The organism is Ensifer sp. GW101-20A05 (genome assembly GCF_059424735.1).
In genome coordinates this window covers 437768-455942 of the sequence record NZ_JBWKZT010000004.1, presented here as the reverse complement: position 1 = coordinate 455942, position 18175 = coordinate 437768, and the positions used below count along the sequence as shown (strand labels likewise).

Genomic DNA, 18175 nt, shown 5'->3' with positions numbered 1-18175 from the left:
CGCGCCGACCCACAATCATCGTGATCTCGTGTAGACTTGGGCGGAAAGGACGGCCCCGGGTTATCCCGGCAGACGCCGTTGACCGCTTGATCATGAACTACGCTCCCCCCTCACCGACCGGAAATGCTGAAGCCTTTGTCTTCGACAACAGCTATGCGCGGCTGCCGCAGCAGTTCTTCGCCCGCGTCGAGCCGACCCCTGTCGCCGAACCCTGGCTGATCAAGCTCAACAAGTCCCTGGCCGAGGAGCTCGGGCTCGACGTCGCCGCGCTCGAGCGCGAAGGTGCGCTGATCTTCTCCGGCAACCGTGTGCCTGTTGGCGCCGAACCTCTCGCCATGGCCTATGCCGGCCACCAGTTCGGCACCTTCGTGCCACAGCTTGGCGACGGCCGGGCGATCCTGCTCGGCGAAGTGATCGATCGCAACGGAACGCGGCGCGACATTCAGTTGAAGGGACCGGGCCAGACGCCGTTTTCACGCCGTGGCGACGGGCGCGCGGCGCTCGGGCCGGTGCTGCGCGAGTATATCGTCAGCGAGGCGATGTTTGCGCTGGGTATCCCGACGACACGGGCGCTGGCGGCCGTGGTCACCGGCCAGCCGGTCTATCGCGAACAGATCCTGCCCGGCGCCATCGTCACGCGCGTTGCCGCCAGCCACATGCGCGTCGGCACCTTCCAGTTCTTCGCCGCGCGCGGCGACATGGCTTCGGTGAAAATCCTCGCCGACTACGCGATCGACCGGCACTATCCCGACATCAAGGACAAGGACCGGCCGTATCTCGCCTTCTTCAAGGCGGTGACCGCGCGCCAGGCGGAGCTGATCGCCCGCTGGCTGCATGTCGGTTTCATCCATGGCGTAATGAACACCGACAACATGACGATATCCGGCGAGACGATCGACTTCGGCCCCTGCGCCTTCATGGACGCCTACGACCCCAGGAAGGTGTTCTCCTCGATCGACCAGATCGGCCGTTATGCCTATGCGAGCCAACCCGGCATCGGCCAGTGGAACCTCGCCCGCCTCGCAGAGACCCTGGTGCCGCTCTTCGACGATAATGCGGACACGGCGGTCGAACTGGCCAACGATGCGCTCGGCGAATACGGCGCAATCTTCCAGCGCCATTGGCTGGACGGCATGCGGGCCAAGATCGGACTGGCCACGAGCGAAGAGAGCGATCTCGATCTCGTGCAATCACTGCTGACCGCCATGTACAAGGGCGAGGCCGATTTCACTCTCACCTTCCGGCGGCTGTGCGACAGTGCCCGCGATCCGGCAGGCGATGCGATGGTCAGCGCTACCTTTGCCTCGGCCGAGGCAATCCAGCCATGGCTTCAGGACTGGCGCCAACGGCTTTCCCGCGAAACGGCAACGCCCGAAGCGCGCTCGGCGGCGATGAAGGCCGTGAACCCCGCCTACATCCCCCGCAATCACCGCATCGAACAGGCGATCGCGGCGGCAACCGACGACGCCGACTTTTCGCTGTTCGAAGCGCTGATCGACGTCACCGCGAAGCCCTCCGAGGATCAACCGCAATTTGCCGCCTACCAGGAGCCGCCAAAGCCCGAAGAGGAAGTGCAGCGAACCTTCTGCGGCACGTGACCTCCGCCTGAAGCAAGCCCGCACAGTTCCTCCGGTATTGATTCACCGAAACGCTCTATCTTCTTGTTTTTGCGCGCTGCGAAGGCAGCGCCGCTTTCTCTGGCAGCGGGCCGAGCCGAAGCGCATGTCCGCCTTGCCTTCAGCTACCTCGGCGCCTTGAGCACAACCCCATCGCATGCCTCTAAATTTCCGCGCTGCGGAATTGTGGCTATTGAAAGGCAGGTGCGGCGCGTTAGGTGCTACCGGTAAGGGTGCCAAACGCGCCATTCCACGCCAGGCTGCCGCGAAGTTGCTTGCGACCGCCAACTCCGAAACCGACCTGTCTCACGCGGCCCCGAACGGGGACCGGCGTTATGGAAAAAACCGTGCCGCCGCACCGTTCTTCAATGCGGGAGTTTCCATCATGCTCATCCTGACGGCCATCGTCTTCGCTCTCATCGGCCTCGTGCTCGGTGGCGGCGGGGCCAAGCTGCTGATACTCGGCGGCAGCCCCTACTACCTCGTCGTCGGTATCGGCTTCCTGCTGACGGCCGTGCTCCTGTTCATGCGGAAATCGGCGGCGATCTGGCTCTATGCGTTCATTATCGTCGGCTCGCTCGGCTGGGCGATCTCGGAGGTCGGCTTCGACTGGTGGCAGCTTGGCCCGCGCGGCGGCGTCATCGTGCTTCTGGGGCTCTGGCTGCTGCTGCCGGCCGTCCGTCAGCCACTCGGCTTCCAGAGCCCTACGGGCGAGCGCTATGCGGTGAGCGCCTGGCCGCTGGCGATCGCCGTACTCATCTCGATCGGCGTGGCGGGCTATGCCCTGATGCTGGATCCGCACGATATCCGCGGCGATCTGCCAAGCGATATCGTTGCCGCCAACCCGCCGCTGGGAGGCTCGGTGCCTCCGGGCGAATGGCATCAATACGGGCGCACGCCGTTCGGTCAAAGGTATTCGCCGCTCAACCAGATCACGCCGGACAATGTCGGCAATCTGAGGGTTGCCTGGCAGTACCAGACCGGCGACGTCAAACGGCCCGACGACGTTGGGGAGACGACCTATCAGGTCACGCCGCTCAAGATCAAAGACACGCTCTATGCCTGCACGCCGCACAACTGGGCGATCGCGCTCGACGCGGCGACCGGCGAGGAGAAATGGAAGTATGATTCCAACTCGGGCATGAACCCCGACCGCCAGCATCAGACCTGCCGCGGCGTCACCTATTGGGCCGACCCGGTTGCCGCGCCGGGCAGCCCCTGCGCCGAGCGGGTCTACCTGCCGACCTCCGATGCGCGCCTGATCGCGCTCGACGCCGCGACCGGCTCCGTCTGCACCAGCTTTGCCGATAACGGCGTGCTGCATCTCGAAACGGGCATGAAGTACAATCCGGCCGGCTACTATTATTCGACGTCACCGCCGGTGGCCGTTGCCGGCAAGCTCATAATCGGCGGCGCCGTCAACGACAACTACTCGACCCAGGAACAATCCGGCGTCATCCGCGCCTTCGATACCAACACCGGCGCACTGATCTGGAACTGGGATAGCGGCAATCCGGATGTGACGACGCCCCTTCCCGAGGGCCAAACCTACACGACCAACTCGCCAAACAGCTGGTCGGTGTTCAGCTATGACGAGGGCCTCGGCCTGGTCTACATCCCCATGGGCAACCAGGTGCCGGACCAACTGGGCATGGGCCGCAGCGAGCACGTCGAGAAATATTCGTCCTCAATCGTTGCACTCGACATCAACTCAGGCGCCGTGCGCTGGGTCCGGCAGACCGTACATCACGATCTCTGGGACATGGACGTGCCGGCGCAGCCGGCCCTGCTCGACATCACCAAGGAAGACGGCACCGTGGTGCCGGCGCTGGTCGGGCCGACGAAGCAGGGCGATATCTACGTGCTCGACCGCAGGAGCGGCGAACCGATCATCCCCGTTGAGGAGGTTCAGGCCCCGGGCGGAGCGATCCCTGAGGATTTCACCGCGCCGACGCAGCCGGTCTCCGGCCTCACCTTCATGCCTGCGCCGCTGCAGGAGAAGGACATGTGGGGCGTCACGCTCTTCGACCAGCTTGCCTGCCGCATCGCGTTCCGGTCGCTGAAATACGAGGGGCGCTACACGCCGCCGTCGATCGAAGGGACGCTCGTCTATCCCGGCAACTTCGGCACCTTCAATTGGGGCTCCGTCGCCATCGATCCGGAACGGCAGGTGATGTTCGGCATGCCGACCTACCTTGCATTCACCTCGCGTCTCGTGCCTCGCGATCAGGTTCCGCCAAAGGGACAGGACGAGAAGGGATCGGAACAGGGCCTCAACCGCAACGACGGCGCGCCCTATGGCGTCTTTATGGGCCCCTTCCTCGGGCCGCTTGGCATTCCCTGCCAGGCGCCGCCATGGGGTTATGTCGCCGGCGCGGATCTTCGAACCGGCAAGATCGCCTACAAGCACAAGAATGGCACCGTCGAGGACATGACGCCGCTGCCGTTGCCGTTCAAGGTGGGTGTACCAGGCATCGGCGGACCGATGATCACCAAGGGCGGCCTCGCCTTCCTCGGCGCCGCGGTCGACGACTATCTGCGCGCCTATGACCTGACGACCGGCCGTCAGCTCTGGGAAGCACGCCTGCCCGCCGGCGGCCAGTCGACACCGATGAGCTATGCGGTCGGCGACAAGCAATATGTGCTGATCGTCGCCGGCGGTCACGGTTCGGTCGGCACCAGGCCAGGCGATTACATCATCGCCTACACCCTGCCTTGAGGCGCGAGAATCATCCCTAACTCTCGCTAGAAGGTTGCAGCGGCAAGCTCCGCGCAAGCCGGCAAAAGCAGCTTCCCCCGGACGACAGATTCCGGGGGATTCCCATGAAGATCGACAACAGCATCTCGAACTACTACTTCTCCCAGCGCCGCCAGCAGATGGGTACGGTTTCGCCGATCGAAGAGACCGGCACCGACGCGCGCCCGCGCCAAGCCCCGACGATCGCGCCGCCGTCGACGTCGAACGCGCTCTCCAACGCCTTGTGGGCAACCGCAACCCGCGACGAAGCCGGCACGGCCTCAATCACGGACAAGGAAGGGGCGGCTCCATCAGGCAACTCGGTCAGCGACGATTTCCTGAAGCGCGCGAAGATGAGCCTGGCGGAACAGATCCGTGCGCAGATACTGGAATCGCTTGGTCTTGGCGAAGAAGACCTCAAGGCGATGGATTCCGAGCAGCGCAAGGCCGTCGAAGACGAAATCCGCCAGGCGATCGAACGTGCGATGAGTGTCGAAAAGCAACGCGATAACGCGGCCACCGACATTGCCGATAGCGCAAGTGACGCCCTCTAAAAAGGCGGCACTGCCGGACGGACTTGTCTCGTTCCGGCAATGGATGATATCCAGCCCTCCTCAAGAGAGGACCAAGATCCGTGCGCCTGATCCGCTAGCGACGTTCATCGCCAGAAAATTCACCGAGCCGGGCCGCCCTTCGGCGGCTTTTGGCATGGCATTTTTCCGGCCGCATGAACGCCTAACATTGACATGACCGTTCACCGGCCATCGCTGGGATCATCTACATGACAACCAAAGACGGAATCATTTCCGAAACCGGCAGCCTTCGCGCCGGCCCCTTCGACCTTGGCTATGCGATCGAGGGTAGCGGCACGCCGCTGCTCGTCGTCGGCAGTGCCATCTATTATCCGCGCACCTTCTCAAGGGCGCTTCGCGAAAAGCTGCGGCTGGTCTTCATCGACCATCGCGGCTTCGCGCCCGCATGGACGAAATATACCGCCGGCGACATCGGCTTCGAGACGGTGCTCGACGACCTCGACCGGCTGCGCGCGCATCTCGGTCTCGAGCGGTTTGCCATCCTCGGTCATTCCGGCCACGGCTACATGGCGCTCGAATATGCCAAACGGCACCCGGAGCGCATCAGCCATGTGGTTATGGTCGGGACCGGCCCGAGCCATTCGGCCCGCCACATGGCGCTCGCCGACCGGATCTGGGAGGAGACCGTCTCGCCCGAGCGTAAGGCGATCTTCGAACGGGAAATGGCCAAGCTTGGTGCCGACATCGCCGCGCGGCCGGAGGAGCGGTTCAAATCGCTGCTGATCCGGCTTGGCGCGAAGAGCTGGCATCAGCCGGACTTCGACGCGGCGTCGCTTTGGCTAGATGTCACCGTCAACAACGCGGTCTTCGATCATCTCTGGGGAGAGGTCTTTCGCGACATCGATATCCGCAAGGGGTTGAACGCGCTGACGGCACCTGTGCTGCTTGCACTTGGCCGATCGGATTATCTCGTCGTGCCGGCCTCCACCTGGGACGAGTACCGGGAGGACTTCGCGGACCTGACGGTGCAAACCTTCGAGAAGAGCGGCCACACACCGCAACTGGAGGAAAGCGATCTCTTCGATGAGGTCTTGCTCTCGTTCCTCGGTAACAAACCTGACTGCGGCTGAGCCGGGCCAGCATTGCTGCCGGGGCCACAGTCTCGGCATTCGGGAAGGGCCCAGCCGGCCCCTTCCCTCCCACTGCCATTGACACAAGGCAGCGTGTCATTATCTATTGCTCCAGAAGCTATAGGTTTGAGGCGAGCATGTATTCCATCGGCGATCTCTCACGGCGCACCGGCGTCAAAATTCCTACGATCCGCTATTACGAGCAGATGGGGCTGATCGCGGCACCTGAGCGTTCCGAAGGCAACCAGCGGCGCTACGAGAGAAGCGAACTCGAGCGGCTTGCCTTCATCCGCCACGCGCGCGATCTCGGCCTGTCGATCGATTCGATCCGGGATCTCCTCGCCCTCAGCCAGCATCCGGAGCGGCCGTGCGGCGAGGCCGACCGGATTGCAACCGAGCACCTGGCAACCGTGCGCGAGAAAATCGCCCAACTAAAAAAACTGGAACACGAGCTTGAACGGATCGTCGCCTGCGACGGCAATCACACCGTGGGCGACTGCTACGTGATCCGGGCATTGGCCCACCACTCGATGTGCGAGAGCGAGCACTGAGATTGCGGACGATATTCGATCGCGCCCAAAATCCCCGTTGACAATATCGCGAAAACGGACAATCTAGCGCCCATGATCAAGAACGCACCCATTTGCCGCGCGTATTTTTGGCTGTTCCGATAGGAGCGGCCTGCTGATCATATTCAACAAGGCCGCCATCAGGCGGCTTTTGTTTTTCCGGCTCCTGATGGCGAGAAAACCCGAGGAGCCCAGACATGCTACAGACCGCCATCCCTACCCTACATTCGACACCGGCAACGCGACCGCCGATGATCACCATCCGCTGCGCCAAGCAGCGCGACCTGCCGGAACTGCGCGACATGATCGCGGAACTTTCCGCCCATCACGGCGACGCGGCGCCGATCACGCCCGAACAGCTTGAACGCGATCTCTTCGGCCGCACGCCCTGGATCACGGCACTCGTTGCCGAGGCCGGCAATCGGCTGATCGGCTACGCGATCCTGGTGCCGATCTACCGGGCAGCCGAAGGTGCACGCGGCATGGAACTGCATCACCTCTTCGTTCGCCCTGAAAGCCGCGGCACCGGCATCGGCCGTCACCTCGTTGCCAAGGCGCGCGAGCAGGCGAAGATGGCCGGCTGCGACTTCCTTTCGGTCAGCGCCGCCACAGGCAATTTCCAGGCGCATCATTTCTACGAATCCGAACGCTTCGTGCCTCGTCCGGTGACCGGCATGCGCTATATGCAAAAGCTTGGATGAGGACGGACCGATGCGTCTTGTAATCGTGCTCTGTGAAGGCTTCGCCGATTGGGAATGTGCGCTGTTGATGGCGGCGGCGCGCACCCATCTCGGTATCGACGTCGAGGTCGCCACCGCCGACGGCGCACGCGTGACGTCGATGGGCGGGCTCGACGTCTCGGCGCATCTGTCGGTCGACGCGCTCGATCCTGCAGGCTTCGACGGCTTGGTAATCTGCGGCGGATCGATCTGGGACACGCACGAGGCTCCTGATCTCTCAGCAACGATCCGCGCTTTCGATCGCGACAGGCGCGTGGTCGCGGCCATTTGCGGTGGTGTCAATGCGCTCGCCACAAGCGGTCTTCTCAACGGCATCGACCACACGGGCAATAGCGCCGAAAGCCTTGCAGCGCTGCCCGGCTATCGCGGTGGGCCGCACTATCGCGATCAGTCGCAGGCACTGCGCAGCGGCCACGTCGTCACTGCCGCCGGAACCGCGCCGATCAGTTTTGCCGGCGAGATCCTGCACGGACTTGGCCTTGGCTCGACGGAACTCGACGGCTTTCTCGCGCTCTACGGACACGAGCATCGGACGAATGAAAGCGGCAGCGTCGGCTGAGACTTGCGCTAGAGCGCTGTGCGTTCTTATGAACGCAAAAAGGTCGCTCTAGCACTTTGATTCTAGAGCATCTTTCTGCCCACAGCGATTCCACTTGAGGGCAGGATGCTCTAGAGCCAGTTCGAGATCTGATCCAACGGCTTTTTCACCTTGCCGGCGACCGGAACGGTCGCATCCGGGGCGGGATAACCGACAACCAGGATCAGGAACGGCTTTTCACTTTCCGGTCGGCCGCAGATCTCATTGAGGAAACTCATTGGCGCCGGTGTATGGGTGAGTGTCGCGAGCCCGGCATGATGCAGCGCCGTGATCAGGATACCCGTGGCGATGCCGACACTTTCGTTGATGTAGTAGTTCTTCTTCAGGTCGCCCGGATTGGGGCCGCCGCGCTTCTGCGAGAATATGACGATCAGGTAGGGAGCGGTCTCAAGGAAAGGTTTGTCCTCGTCCGTGCCCAGTGGCGCCAATGCGTCGAGCCATTCCTGCGGCGCCTTATCCCGATAGAAGATGCGCTCTTCCTCTTCCGCCGCGCGGCGCACCTCGGCCTTGATCGCGGCGCTCTCGATGACCGTGAAATGCCAGGGCTGATGATTGGCACCACTCGGCGCCGTGCCGGCCGCCTTCAGACAGGTTTCGATCACCCCCCGCGGCACGGCGCGATCGCTGAAATAGCGTGTGGTGCGCCGACGGTTGATCTCGTCGTAGAAGTCAGCGGCACGCGTCGCCATCTCCTCGGGGCTGCGCTCGATCCACTGGTCATAGGGCACGGTTTCGTGTGGGCGCATTCAGTCTCCTCCTCGTTGTCCTGCAGCAACGCGCGCGCCTCTCGACGCACAACGGTCGCTGCAGCACTTTGAATGCCTGCATGTTTTCCCCTCAACCGGTGACGATCGGGAAAGCATGCAGAAGGAGTTGAGCGCGCCTCTACGCGAAGATCAAGGGTCAGAGCGCCGGGACCGCCTTGAGATATGCGGCAATCGCCTCCCGGTCGGCCGGCGTCAGTTTCGCCATGTTCTTCTGCACCTCGACCATCGAGCCGCCGACGGAATCGAATTCCGGCGTGAAGCCGGTTTCCAGATAGGAGGCGATATCCGATGCACTCCAGCCGCCGATGCTCTTGGAACCGGGCGTGATGTCGGGGATGCGGCCCTGGCCCTCCGGATTCGGCGCGCCGGCCAGCCACTGATTGGGCTCGAAACCGCCAATCGCATTACGGGGCGTATGGCACTCGCCGCAATGGCCCGGCCCCTCGACGAGATACTGGCCGCGGGCAAGCTTTGGATCGTTGGCGTCCACCTCGACGCGTGGCTTGTCTGTCAGGAACAGCAGCTTCCAGCCGCCCAATGCCACCCGCATGTTGTAGGGGAACGGCAGTTCGTGCGGCGGCGCCACGTCCGCGCTCTTCGGCAGGGTCTTCATGAAACCCCAGAGATCGTTGACGTCCTTGGTCGTCATGCGCGCATAGGAGCCATAGGGGAAGGACGGATAGAGATGCTCGCCGTTGCGTCCCACGCCGCGGGTCATCGCATTGCCGAAGTCCGCAAGCGTCCACCCGCCGATGCCGGCGGTCTCGTCAGGCGAGATGTTCGGCGCATGGAAGGTTCCGAACGGGCTCTTCAACGGTGCGCCGCCGGAAAGAACGAGACGAGCGTCACCTTCGGCGCCCCGCTTGGCGTGACAGCTCACGCAGCCGCCGGCCCAGAAAACCTGTTCGCCGTTGGCAAGATCCGGTTCCCCGAGCCCCTCCCAATGAGACGCACTCCACGGCGCCGGCTTCGTCAGCCACCAGAAGGCTGCTCCGCCCACGACGCTCAGCACCACAAGACCCGAAATCAGCTTTCTCGTGCGACGCCCCATTGTCACCCCTCATGCCTAGCCGCAGGCGGACCGGCCCTAAATGCAGATAGAGGCACGCGGCTCGAAGTCGCGTGCCTCCCTTGTCAACATGATGCGACGTCGCCGCCCGTCAATCCTTCTTCAGGCGATAGCTCTCATGACAGCTGCCGCAGTCCTTGCCGATGCCGCCAAGGGCCGCGCCGACTCCGGCCTGGTCAGCCGGGAGCTGTGCCAGAACCGTTGCGGTATCCGTGCCGAGCTTGGCGGCCTTGGCCTTGAAGTCATCCATGTTTTCCCAGATCTTCGGGCTCGCCTCGGTCTCATGCCCCGTCTCCGAACCGGCCGGGAAATGGTCAGGGAAGGTCTTTATCGTTTCGCTGATCGTCGTCAGCGACGCTTTGACGACCTCGGCGTCATAGGGCTTCTCACCTTTGGCGATGCCGGCAAGCGCGCCGGTCGCCGCACCCACCTTTTTCATCAGCTGCTGACGAACCACCTGCGGCTCGTCGGCTGCCGTGACGGCGGTAACCCCCAGGCCCGCAAGAGCGGCAGCCAACATCAGTGCGCGTATTTTCATCAGGTTCTCCCGGTCAATCAAATCTGTTTGGCGAATCTGCCTGGCAAGCCTTCATGTCCAATGCACCGGCATGATGTCATCTTGATTATTCTGCGGAAGTAACATTTTTTTGATGTCCTTGTTACGACAGCAGAATTTCCAATGATCGCCTCGTATTTCCGGGATTTCGACCGGTCAGAAGTATAAACATGACATTTGTAATCATATTTATACTTCACCCCCGATTACGATGGACATCAGTTCGCCCAGCCCTGCCAGATGGTGAACGCCGCGACCAGAATGAGCACGACGCCGGCGGCGCGGCCAATCCACACCGTTGCGCCGGGGCTGCCGACCAGGAAATCGCGACCGCGGCCGGCGGCAAGCGCCAGGCCGCCATAGATCGCGAGCTGCGTTGTCGCGATCATTGCGGCCATGACCAGAGCCTGCGACCAGATCGGCCCAAACTGGGGTTTGAGGAACTGCGGATAGACCGCCAGCATGAAGAGATAGGCCTTGGGGTTCATCAGGCTCGTCAGCGCACCCTGCCGGAAACTCGCCCAGCGGGAGAGCTTCCCCGAGCCTTCGATGCCGCCGATGGTGATCGAACTCCTGACGAGCGAGAAGCCGATCCAGGCGATATAGGCAGCCCCGGCGACGAGCAGCACGTTGAAGAGACCAGGCACCAGATGCAGGATGACGCTGACGCCGAGCGCCGCATAGAGCGTGTGCAACACGCCGCCCGCCATGATGCCGGCCGTCGCCGACAGGCCGGAGGCCCGCCCGCCGGTCAGCGAGTTCGCCAGAACGAAGACCATGTCCATGCCCGGCACGATGATGATGCCGAACAGCAAGGTGAAGAAGAGCCAGAGATTTTCCGTGTAGGTCATGTCAGTTGTCCGTCGTCCGATTTTTCATTTCTCTAGCGAATTGCTGTTTTTTCAATTCGTTGGCTGATGGTATAAATCCGGGCAACTGACAAGGTATTGTCAGGAGCGTTGACGACGGGAGCGGTTTTCGATGCGCAAGGCGGCACGGCTTTTCGAGATCATCCAGATCCTCAGGCTTGCGCGAAAGCCCGTGACCGGCGCGGCGATGGCCGAGACGCTGGAGGTGACGGTGCGCTCGATCTATCGCGACATCGCTGCACTTCAGGCGATGCGGGTGCCGATCGAGGGCGGCCGCGGCATCGGCTATATCCTCAGGCCCGGCTTCGACCTGCCGCCGCTGATGTTCTCGATCGAGGAGACGGAAGCCATCGCCGTGGCGCTGGCGCTGCTTTCACGGACCGGCGACGAAGAACTGAAGGCAGCAGCCGGCCGCGTCAACAAGAAGATCACTGCCGCGGTGCCCGAGCCGCTCCGGCTCGCCTTCCGTTCCCAGGCGCTGCATGCCTGGGGAACGATCGCCCCTTCGCCCGCCGGCATCGATCTCGCTTTGGTGCGCCGGGCGATCCGCGACGAGCAGAAGCTCGAACTCAACTATCGCGACGAACTCGGCCGCGCGACGGAGCGGATGATCCGGCCCGTGGCGCTGATCTACTATTCCGAAACTGCCAACATCGTTGCCTGGTGCGAATTGCGGCAGGCTATCCGCAATTTCCGCGCCGACCGCGTCGAACATTGCGAGGCGGCGGGCGCGTATTTCCCGGGCGAAGGCAACCGCCTGAGGGAACTCTGGGTCAGCGGCTGGAAAACGCCACCGACCGCGGCCTGACCCATCTATTGCCGGAGCGCAGCCCAAATGAAAAGACCCGGCGCAAGCGCCGGGTCCAAACGTCATGCACGGAAAACGAGCGACTTACTTGGCCGCGGCTTCGTACATTTCGAGCACGTAGTCCCAATTGATCAGGCTGTCGACGAAGGCTTCGAGGTACTTCGGACGGGCGTTGCGGTAGTCGATGTAATAGGAGTGTTCCCAGACATCGACGCCGAGGATCGGCGAAGCACCGTGAACGAGCGGGTTTTCGCCGTTCGGGGTCTTGGAGATCTCAAGCTTGCCGTTCTTGACCGAGAGCCAGGCCCAGCCCGAACCGAACTGGCCGGTGCCGGCAGCGATGAAGTCGGCGCGGAACTTGTCGTAGCCGCCGAGATCGGACTTGATGGCCGCGTCGAGCTTGGCCGGCAGGCTGGTGCCGCCGCCGCCCTTCTTCATCCACTTCCAGAAGTGGATGTGGTTGTAGTGCTGGCCGGCATTGTTGAACAGCGGCTGGTTGGTGCCATAGGACTTCTTGACGACTTCCTCGAGCGACAGGTCGGCAAGGCCGGCTTCTTCAGCAAGCTTGTTGCCGTTGGTCACGTAAGCGAGGTGATGCTTGTCGTGGTGGTATTCGAGCGTCTCGCGCGACATGTAGGGCGCCAGCGCATCGTAATCGTAGGGAAGGTTCGGCAATTCGAAAGCCATGTGGGCATCTCCTCTTGGCATGGGATTTCGTCAGGTAAATCTGTGAGCGGGAACATAGGCACCGGCCCCCATGGAGGCAACCGATGCAATGCCAATTTTTCCTCAACCCACGGAATATACTTTCAACATCATTTTGAAAGCATGACACTTTCGAGCACATTGACGCCACGGTTTGCCTGCAGCCTCGCCGCTCTTGCAATCATGCACTAAGGATCACCCATGCCACAGCGCTTGCTCCCCGCTCTCGTTCTCTCCACTGCTGCGGCCTTCACCGCATCCGGTGCCGCGGCCTCTTCCGGCGATGCGTGGGAGACGTTCCGGGCAGAGGTTTCGAAGAACTGCCTGGCGGCCGCCACCTCCCTGCAAAAGGCCAGCGCCGTCGTCGATCCCTTCGGCTCCGAGAGCTTCGGTCTGGCGCTGGTGATCGGTACGCCAAAGGGCTCCAAGGCCGCGGTCACGCAGATCTGCGTCTTCGACAAGAAAAAGAAGACGGTCGAACTCGGCGGCGAGCTTACGCCCGACGCGGTGAAGGTGGGCGTGCCGACAAAGAAGAAATAGCCGCGAGCCGACCTGGACCACGAACTGCCTGCCGTTTGCAGCCAGCTGCCGCCCGCCACAATGAGCTGCGAATCGACGGCCGCTCGTCGCTTGAGCTTCAACCGACCCGTTGATAAGTCTTGGTCATGGTGAGCGATACCTATGAGAGGATCCTGGACTCAGCCGAACACCTCATGGTGTCGCGGGGCTACAATGCGTTCAGCTATGCCGACATCTCGGGCGAACTGGGCGTCGGCAAGGCGACCATCCACCATCACTTCCCGACCAAGGCTGACCTTGCAGCTATGGTGCTTGCTCGCTACCGCAAGAGCAATCGGCGCCACGTCGAGGGATTGTTTGCCGCCGTCAGCGATCCGGTCGCGCGGCTTGAAGCCTATGTCGGCTACTGGGAAGACTGTATCGCCAGGCAGGATTTGCCCTTCTGCATAGGCGCCCTGCTCGCCTCGGAGTTACCCTCGCTGCCGGACGCTGTCGTTCAGCAGGTACGCGGTCATTTTGCCGACCTTTCAGGCTGGCTCGGCGCAGTGATCGAGGACGGCGTGGTCAGCGGCCATCTGAAGGCGGTGCGAGGGCCGAAGGCAGAGGCCGAGACCCTGATGGCCACGGTCCATGGTGCGATGCTTGCCGCGCGCGTCGCCGGTTCCGATCCGGCCGTTTTCTCCGCGATCGCCCGGCCCGCATTGGACCGGCTCAAGCCGACAGTCGAAGCTTGATCGCCGACCCGAAAGCGCCGGCGATGGAACGAGCATGTGCAGGGCGCTGTTCCCGCGGGAACGGTGGACTGTACAGACCCGCGCTAAAGATCAAAACCAACGGACGCGATGGGCAGCTAAATCCTTCGCGTCTCCTTTTCGCCAAGTTGCCGACCAACTAGTCGGTCGAAATCCGAAGGAGCAAGCTCATGGCAAATCCGCTTTCCACGCTCGGCATCATTCATACCGCAATCAGTCTCGCGCCCGTCGTTGCCGGCCTCTACGGCTTTGCCCGTTACGGCGCGATCGTGCCCGCCACCCGATCCGGCAAGATCTACCTCGCCACACTCGTCCTGGCGGTCCTGACCGCTGCCGGGCTTTCAAGCACCGGCGGCTTCAACGAGGGTCACGCGCTTGGCATCGTGACGCTGGCGGTCATCGCCGGCAGCTTGGCGATCGAACGGTTGGCCTTCGTTGGCCACCTGAAACCCTACCTGACGACGTTGGGCTTCTCCTTCAGCTATTTCCTGCTGATCGTGCCGGCAATCGCCGAGACTCTGAAGCGCCTGCCCGCCTCGCAACCGCTTGCCAGCGGGCCGGAATCGCCGATCGTGCAGACCACGCTGCTCGCCTGGCTGGTCATCTTCCTGGCAGGCCTGTCAGTCCAGGCCTACCTGATCCACAAGCGCGCCTTGGTCAGGGCGCGCGCTCCCCGCTCGTACTGAGTGCCCGAACCGACAGCCATTTTGCCCCAGCGCCGAGCGCCGGGGCATTGCATGTGAGCGTGCGTCAGACGTCGCGTGCTGCGTGCGCCCAATCCATGTAGAGATCGCGCGCCTTGGCGGCGACCGGGCCGGCCTGCAGGTCTCGGCTTTCGAGGCGCGTGACCGGCAGCACCTTGGAATAGTTGCCTGTGGTGAAGATCTCGTCGGCCGTTTCGAAGTCGGCCATGGTCAGTGTCGCCTCGACCACTTCGAAACCGGCTTCACGCAGCAGCGTCATCACGCGGAAGCGGGTGATGCCGGCGAGGAAGGTGCGGTTGGCGGCCGGCGTATAGACGACGCCGTCCTTGACCAGGAAGACGTTGGAAGAGCCGGTCTCGGCGATGTTGCCGAGCATGTCGCGCACCAGCGCATTGTCGAAGCCGCGCGAACGGGCCTCGGTCAGGACGCGCGCATTGTTGGGATAGAGGCAGCCGGCCTTGGCATCGGTCGGCATCGATTCCAGCGTCGGTCGGCGGAAGGGCGAGAGCGTCAGCGACGAGCCGCCATGGCCGTTGCCCATCGGCGCCTCGAACAGGCAGAGCGCGAAACGGGTCGATTCCGGGTCGATGGCGACGACGCCGGCAGCGCCGTGCTCGGCCCAATACATCGGCTTCACATAAAGCGCTGTCTTGCCGTCGAACTTCTTGGCACCCTCCCAGGTCAGCGCCTCGATCTCTTCCGCTGCCATCGTCGGCTTCAGACCAAGCGCCGTCGCCGAGCGGTTGACGCGCTGGCAATGCAGATCAAGGTCGGGCGCAATGCCATCGAAGACGCGGGCGCCGTCAAACACCGTCGAACCCAGCCACATCGCGTGCGAGGTCGGGCCGATCAGCGGCGGGTTGCCCGAGAGCCATTCGCCATCGACATAGGTCCAGGTCACTGAGCGGGGGGATGTATCGACGGCCATCGGCGTCTCCTTCAGGTTCTTTGTTCTGCTTACTCGGCATAACCCGAAAAAACAGCATCGTGGTGAATGGGTATATCAAAAAATGTCATGGCGGCCATTCTGGTACCTGGACGGCCTCTCGCTTAGTCTCATGCGCAAAGGAAAGGGACAGCCGTGCGCATCAAGCATCTGAACGAGGACGACGTGGATATCTTCCGCCGCATACGGCTGGAAGCGCTCAACCGCGAGCCACAAGCATTCGCCTCGACTACGGCCGACTGGGAGCGCCTTTCGACGGAGGAATGGCGGGCGCGGCTTACAACTAACACCGTCTTTGCCGCTCTCGACGGGAACCAGCCTGTCGGCATCATGGGGCTGATGCGCGAGCGCGCGAGCCGGCTGGCGCACCGCGCCACGATCATCATGGTTTATGTGCGCGACGAAGCCCGCGGATCCGGCGTGGCGCGGCACCTTCTCACCCATCTGACCGACCATGCCCGCGCGTCCGGCATCCGCCTGCTGGAACTGGTCGTACGCGCCGACAACCCGACGGCCATCCGCTTCTACGCACGTGAGGGTTTTCACGAAATCGGCCGTGTCCCCGGCGGCATGCTCGACGGAGACGTAGAGGTCGACGAAATTCTGATGGCGCGACACATCGACGGCCGCGCCGCACCCGCGTTGCAAGGAGCGCCCCGATGAAAGCCATGTATTACGACGCGTTCGAGAAGACGCCCGAAATCCGGACCCTTCCCGATCCGACCCCGACCGAAAACGGCGTCGTCATCAAGGTCGAGGCCACGGGACTTTGCCGGTCCGACTGGCACGGTTGGATGGGCCATGACGCCGATATCCGGTTGCCGCACGTACCGGGCCACGAGCTGGCGGGGGTTGTCACCGCCGCCGGCCGCGGCGTGATGCGATACAAGGTCGGCGACCGGGTCACCGTGCCCTTCGTTTCCGGCTGCGGCCGCTGCGGCGAATGCCGCTCCGGCAACCAGCAGGTCTGTGAGGCACAGTTCCAGCCGGGCTTTACCCATTGGGGTTCTTTTGCCGAATATGTCGCGCTCGACTTTGCCGACCAGAACCTCGTGCATCTGCCCGAAAGCATGGACTTCACCACGGCCGCGAGCCTCGGTTGCCGCTTTGCCACCTCGTTTCGCGCCATCGCCGACCAGGCGAAGGTGAAGGGCGGCGAATGGGTCGCTGTACACGGCTGTGGCGGTGTGGGCCTGTCGGCGATCATGATCGCAGCCGCGCTCGGCGCCCAGCCGATCGCGATCGACATTGCCGAGGACAAGCTCGCCTTCGCGAAGACGCTCGGCGCGGTCGCGACGATCAACGGCCGAGAAGTGCAGGATGTGGCTGCGGCGGTGAAAGACATCACCGGTGGCGGCGCGCACGTCTCGATCGACGCGCTCGGCAACCCGGTCACCTGCTTCAACTCGATCAAGAACCTGCGCCGGCGTGGCCGCCACGTGCAGGTCGGGTTGATGCTCGGCGACCAGGCGACGCCGCAGATCCCGATGGCGCAGGTGATCGGCCATGAGCTCGAGATCTACGGCAGCCACGGCATGCAGGCCTGGCGCTACGACGCCATGCTGACGATGATCGCCGACGGCAAGCTGAGGCCGCAACAATTGATCGGCCGGGAGATCTCGCTAACAGAGGCGATCCCTGCGCTGACCGCCATGGACCGCGCAACCGACCTCGGCATCAGCGTCATCACGCGGTTCTGATAGAGCCATGGGCGGCCGGAAAAGCGCCGTCTACGAGAGGGTGCCGGCAATGCCCATTCCGACTCACGGCCTCAATGCGCTAAACCTTGTTCCGGATCGGGGGCAAGGCAGATGACCATTGGGAGACGGCGAAGGTTGATCAAACGTCAGCGCACCGGCACGGCGCTTGCCATTGCCGCGACGATCTCTTTCCTCGCCGGCATGACCGACGCGATCGGGCTCTTGAGCATTGGCGACTTCGTCTCCTTCATGAGCGGCAACACGACCCGGGCAGCGATCGCCCTCGGCGATGGCGATTTTATCGGCGCCTTGCTGCTCGTCGGCGCGCTCGGGGCGTTCATCATCGGCAACGCACTTGGCGTGATCGTGGCCGCGCGCCTCGGCGTCGTCGGCGTGCTCTCGACGGTCAGCCTCGTGCTGATGCTCTGCGCCGGTTTCGGGGCCTTTATGCCGCGGCCCTTCTATTTCTACGGCGTCGTGCTCGCCATGGGCCTGGTCAATGCGGCGGTCGAACATATCGAGGGGTTGCCGATCGGGCTTACGTACGTGACGGGGGCACTTTCCCGTTTTGGGCGCGGTCTCGGCCGCTGGCTGCTCGGCAACAAGAACCGTCAGTGGGTGGTGCAGATCGTGCCCTGGCTCGGCATGTTCTCCGGCGCGGTCGCCGGCGCTCTCTTGCAGGGCCACTTCGGCGCGGCCTCGCTCTGGGCGTCCTTTGCGCTCGCCGCTGGGCTTGCGCTTGCCACTGTTCTCGTGCCGTCTCGCTGGTCGCGGCGCTATATCCATTCGGGGTGAGCCTCAGCTCCAACGGCAGCTTTTCACCCCTCCCAAGATTTTGCCCTTAAGCCCGGCCGGGT

The 18175-nt window shown here is 63.2% G+C and carries 20 protein-coding genes; 14 read left to right on the top strand and 6 right to left on the bottom strand.

Annotated elements, in window-relative coordinates; genetic code table 11:
- The first annotated feature begins 92 nt into the window (after positions 1–92).
- The 7 genes from AC070A_RS14075 to AC070A_RS14045 all read left to right on the top strand — a co-directional run bounded on the left by AC070A_RS14075 (position 93) and on the right by AC070A_RS14045 (position 7884).
- Entirely contained in the window at positions 93–1598 is a 1506-nt protein-coding gene (locus AC070A_RS14075) for a protein adenylyltransferase SelO (protein WP_113736826.1), read from the top strand.
- A 403-nt stretch (positions 1599–2001) separates the two neighbouring features.
- Positions 2002–4335: a glucose/quinate/shikimate family membrane-bound PQQ-dependent dehydrogenase gene (locus AC070A_RS14070; protein WP_255570928.1), complete on the top strand. Its 2334-nt coding sequence runs from the start codon at positions 2002–2004 to the stop codon at positions 4333–4335.
- Positions 4336–4439: 104 nt separating this feature from the next.
- Positions 4440–4907 (top strand): hypothetical protein, encoded by a 468-nt coding sequence (locus AC070A_RS14065; protein WP_113736825.1) that lies wholly within the window; start codon positions 4440–4442, stop codon positions 4905–4907.
- A 227-nt stretch (positions 4908–5134) separates the two neighbouring features.
- Complete coding sequence (locus AC070A_RS14060) at positions 5135–6016, top strand: alpha/beta fold hydrolase (RefSeq protein WP_113132808.1); 882 nt, start codon at positions 5135–5137, stop codon at positions 6014–6016.
- 137 nt (positions 6017–6153) lie between these two features.
- Positions 6154–6567, top strand: a complete 414-nt coding sequence (locus AC070A_RS14055; protein ID WP_058325551.1) for a MerR family transcriptional regulator — start codon at positions 6154–6156, stop codon at positions 6565–6567.
- A gap of 215 nt (positions 6568–6782) precedes the next feature.
- Complete coding sequence (locus AC070A_RS14050) at positions 6783–7286, top strand: GNAT family N-acetyltransferase (protein WP_113132810.1); 504 nt, start codon at positions 6783–6785, stop codon at positions 7284–7286.
- Between the two features lie 10 nt (positions 7287–7296).
- Positions 7297–7884: a DJ-1/PfpI family protein gene (locus AC070A_RS14045; RefSeq protein ID WP_113736824.1), complete on the top strand. Its 588-nt coding sequence runs from the start codon at positions 7297–7299 to the stop codon at positions 7882–7884.
- A gap of 110 nt (positions 7885–7994) precedes the next feature.
- Here the strand turns inward: AC070A_RS14045 and AC070A_RS14040 are convergent, their stop codons facing one another.
- The 4 genes from AC070A_RS14040 to AC070A_RS14025 form a co-directional block, all read right to left on the bottom strand.
- On the bottom strand, positions 7995–8669 hold the full coding sequence (locus tag AC070A_RS14040; RefSeq protein WP_113736823.1) for a nitroreductase family protein: 675 nt from the start codon (positions 8667–8669) through the stop codon (positions 7995–7997).
- Positions 8670–8826: 157 nt separating this feature from the next.
- Complete coding sequence (locus tag AC070A_RS14035; protein ID WP_113736822.1) at positions 8827–9741, bottom strand: c-type cytochrome; 915 nt, start codon at positions 9739–9741, stop codon at positions 8827–8829.
- A gap of 109 nt (positions 9742–9850) precedes the next feature.
- Positions 9851–10297: a c-type cytochrome gene (locus AC070A_RS14030; RefSeq protein ID WP_110879819.1), complete on the bottom strand. Its 447-nt coding sequence runs from the start codon at positions 10295–10297 to the stop codon at positions 9851–9853.
- A 236-nt stretch (positions 10298–10533) separates the two neighbouring features.
- Entirely contained in the window at positions 10534–11166 is a 633-nt protein-coding gene (locus AC070A_RS14025) for a LysE family translocator (protein ID WP_058325547.1), read from the bottom strand.
- 130 nt (positions 11167–11296) lie between these two features.
- Here AC070A_RS14025 and AC070A_RS14020 point away from each other — a divergent pair, with 130 nt between their 5' ends.
- Positions 11297–11992, top strand: coding sequence for a helix-turn-helix transcriptional regulator (locus AC070A_RS14020; RefSeq protein WP_058325546.1), 696 nt, complete (start codon positions 11297–11299; stop codon positions 11990–11992).
- A gap of 84 nt (positions 11993–12076) precedes the next feature.
- Here the strand turns inward: AC070A_RS14020 and AC070A_RS14015 are convergent, their stop codons facing one another.
- Positions 12077–12679, bottom strand: a complete 603-nt coding sequence (locus AC070A_RS14015; protein ID WP_057250491.1) for a superoxide dismutase — start codon at positions 12677–12679, stop codon at positions 12077–12079.
- 219 nt (positions 12680–12898) lie between these two features.
- Between AC070A_RS14015 and AC070A_RS14010 the strand changes: the two genes are divergently transcribed.
- The 3 genes from AC070A_RS14010 (at position 12899) to AC070A_RS14000 (ending at position 14654) form a co-directional block, all read left to right on the top strand.
- Entirely contained in the window at positions 12899–13237 is a 339-nt protein-coding gene (locus AC070A_RS14010) for a hypothetical protein (RefSeq protein WP_113736821.1), read from the top strand.
- Positions 13238–13362: 125 nt separating this feature from the next.
- Positions 13363–13950, top strand: coding sequence for a TetR/AcrR family transcriptional regulator (locus tag AC070A_RS14005; RefSeq protein ID WP_057250495.1), 588 nt, complete (start codon positions 13363–13365; stop codon positions 13948–13950).
- Positions 13951–14138: 188 nt separating this feature from the next.
- Positions 14139–14654: a hypothetical protein gene (locus tag AC070A_RS14000; protein WP_112995373.1), complete on the top strand. Its 516-nt coding sequence runs from the start codon at positions 14139–14141 to the stop codon at positions 14652–14654.
- A 64-nt stretch (positions 14655–14718) separates the two neighbouring features.
- On the opposite strand, the gene AC070A_RS13995 is transcribed toward AC070A_RS14000, so the two are convergent.
- Complete coding sequence (locus AC070A_RS13995) at positions 14719–15600, bottom strand: branched-chain amino acid aminotransferase (protein ID WP_113736820.1); 882 nt, start codon at positions 15598–15600, stop codon at positions 14719–14721.
- Between the two features lie 153 nt (positions 15601–15753).
- Between AC070A_RS13995 and AC070A_RS13990 the strand changes: the two genes are divergently transcribed.
- The 3 genes from AC070A_RS13990 (at position 15754) to AC070A_RS13980 (ending at position 18113) form a co-directional block, all read left to right on the top strand.
- Positions 15754–16281 carry a GNAT family N-acetyltransferase gene (locus AC070A_RS13990; protein ID WP_113736819.1) on the top strand — a complete coding sequence of 176 codons (528 nt, stop codon included), beginning with the start codon at positions 15754–15756 and terminating at the stop codon, positions 16279–16281.
- Entirely contained in the window at positions 16278–17318 is a 1041-nt protein-coding gene (locus AC070A_RS13985; RefSeq protein WP_113736818.1) for a zinc-dependent alcohol dehydrogenase family protein, read from the top strand. Before AC070A_RS13990 ends, AC070A_RS13985 begins: the two co-directional genes overlap by 4 nt.
- Before the next feature lie 111 nt (positions 17319–17429).
- Positions 17430–18113 (top strand): YoaK family protein, encoded by a 684-nt coding sequence (locus AC070A_RS13980; RefSeq protein ID WP_113736817.1) that lies wholly within the window; start codon positions 17430–17432, stop codon positions 18111–18113.
- Positions 18114–18175 lie beyond the last annotated feature (62 nt).

Excerpts from the sequence above, each read along its gene's own strand:
- AC070A_RS14075 (WP_113736826.1), top strand. The coding sequence starts at position 93 with ATGAACTACGCTCCCCCCTCACCGACCGGAAATGCTGAAGCCTTTGTC.
- AC070A_RS14045 (WP_113736824.1), top strand. The coding sequence starts at position 7,297 with ATGCGTCTTGTAATCGTGCTCTGTGAAGGCTTCGCCGATTGGGAATGT.
- AC070A_RS14055 (WP_058325551.1), top strand. The coding sequence starts at position 6,154 with ATGTATTCCATCGGCGATCTCTCACGGCGCACCGGCGTCAAAATTCCT.
- AC070A_RS13980 (WP_113736817.1), top strand. The coding sequence starts at position 17,430 with ATGACCATTGGGAGACGGCGAAGGTTGATCAAACGTCAGCGCACCGGC.
- AC070A_RS14035 (WP_113736822.1), bottom strand. The coding sequence starts at position 9,741 with ATGGGGCGTCGCACGAGAAAGCTGATTTCGGGTCTTGTGGTGCTGAGC.
- AC070A_RS14070 (WP_255570928.1), top strand. The coding sequence starts at position 2,002 with ATGCTCATCCTGACGGCCATCGTCTTCGCTCTCATCGGCCTCGTGCTC.
- AC070A_RS13985 (WP_113736818.1), top strand. The coding sequence starts at position 16,278 with ATGAAAGCCATGTATTACGACGCGTTCGAGAAGACGCCCGAAATCCGG.
- AC070A_RS14015 (WP_057250491.1), bottom strand. The coding sequence starts at position 12,679 with ATGGCTTTCGAATTGCCGAACCTTCCCTACGATTACGATGCGCTGGCG.
- AC070A_RS14065 (WP_113736825.1), top strand. The coding sequence starts at position 4,440 with ATGAAGATCGACAACAGCATCTCGAACTACTACTTCTCCCAGCGCCGC.
- AC070A_RS13995 (WP_113736820.1), bottom strand. The coding sequence starts at position 15,600 with ATGGCCGTCGATACATCCCCCCGCTCAGTGACCTGGACCTATGTCGAT.
- AC070A_RS14005 (WP_057250495.1), top strand. The coding sequence starts at position 13,363 with ATGGTGAGCGATACCTATGAGAGGATCCTGGACTCAGCCGAACACCTC.
- AC070A_RS14020 (WP_058325546.1), top strand. The coding sequence starts at position 11,297 with ATGCGCAAGGCGGCACGGCTTTTCGAGATCATCCAGATCCTCAGGCTT.
- AC070A_RS14030 (WP_110879819.1), bottom strand. The coding sequence starts at position 10,297 with ATGAAAATACGCGCACTGATGTTGGCTGCCGCTCTTGCGGGCCTGGGG.
- AC070A_RS14000 (WP_112995373.1), top strand. The coding sequence starts at position 14,139 with ATGGCAAATCCGCTTTCCACGCTCGGCATCATTCATACCGCAATCAGT.
- AC070A_RS14040 (WP_113736823.1), bottom strand. The coding sequence starts at position 8,669 with ATGCGCCCACACGAAACCGTGCCCTATGACCAGTGGATCGAGCGCAGC.
- AC070A_RS14010 (WP_113736821.1), top strand. The coding sequence starts at position 12,899 with ATGCCACAGCGCTTGCTCCCCGCTCTCGTTCTCTCCACTGCTGCGGCC.
- AC070A_RS14050 (WP_113132810.1), top strand. The coding sequence starts at position 6,783 with ATGCTACAGACCGCCATCCCTACCCTACATTCGACACCGGCAACGCGA.
- AC070A_RS14060 (WP_113132808.1), top strand. The coding sequence starts at position 5,135 with ATGACAACCAAAGACGGAATCATTTCCGAAACCGGCAGCCTTCGCGCC.
- AC070A_RS14025 (WP_058325547.1), bottom strand. The coding sequence starts at position 11,166 with ATGACCTACACGGAAAATCTCTGGCTCTTCTTCACCTTGCTGTTCGGC.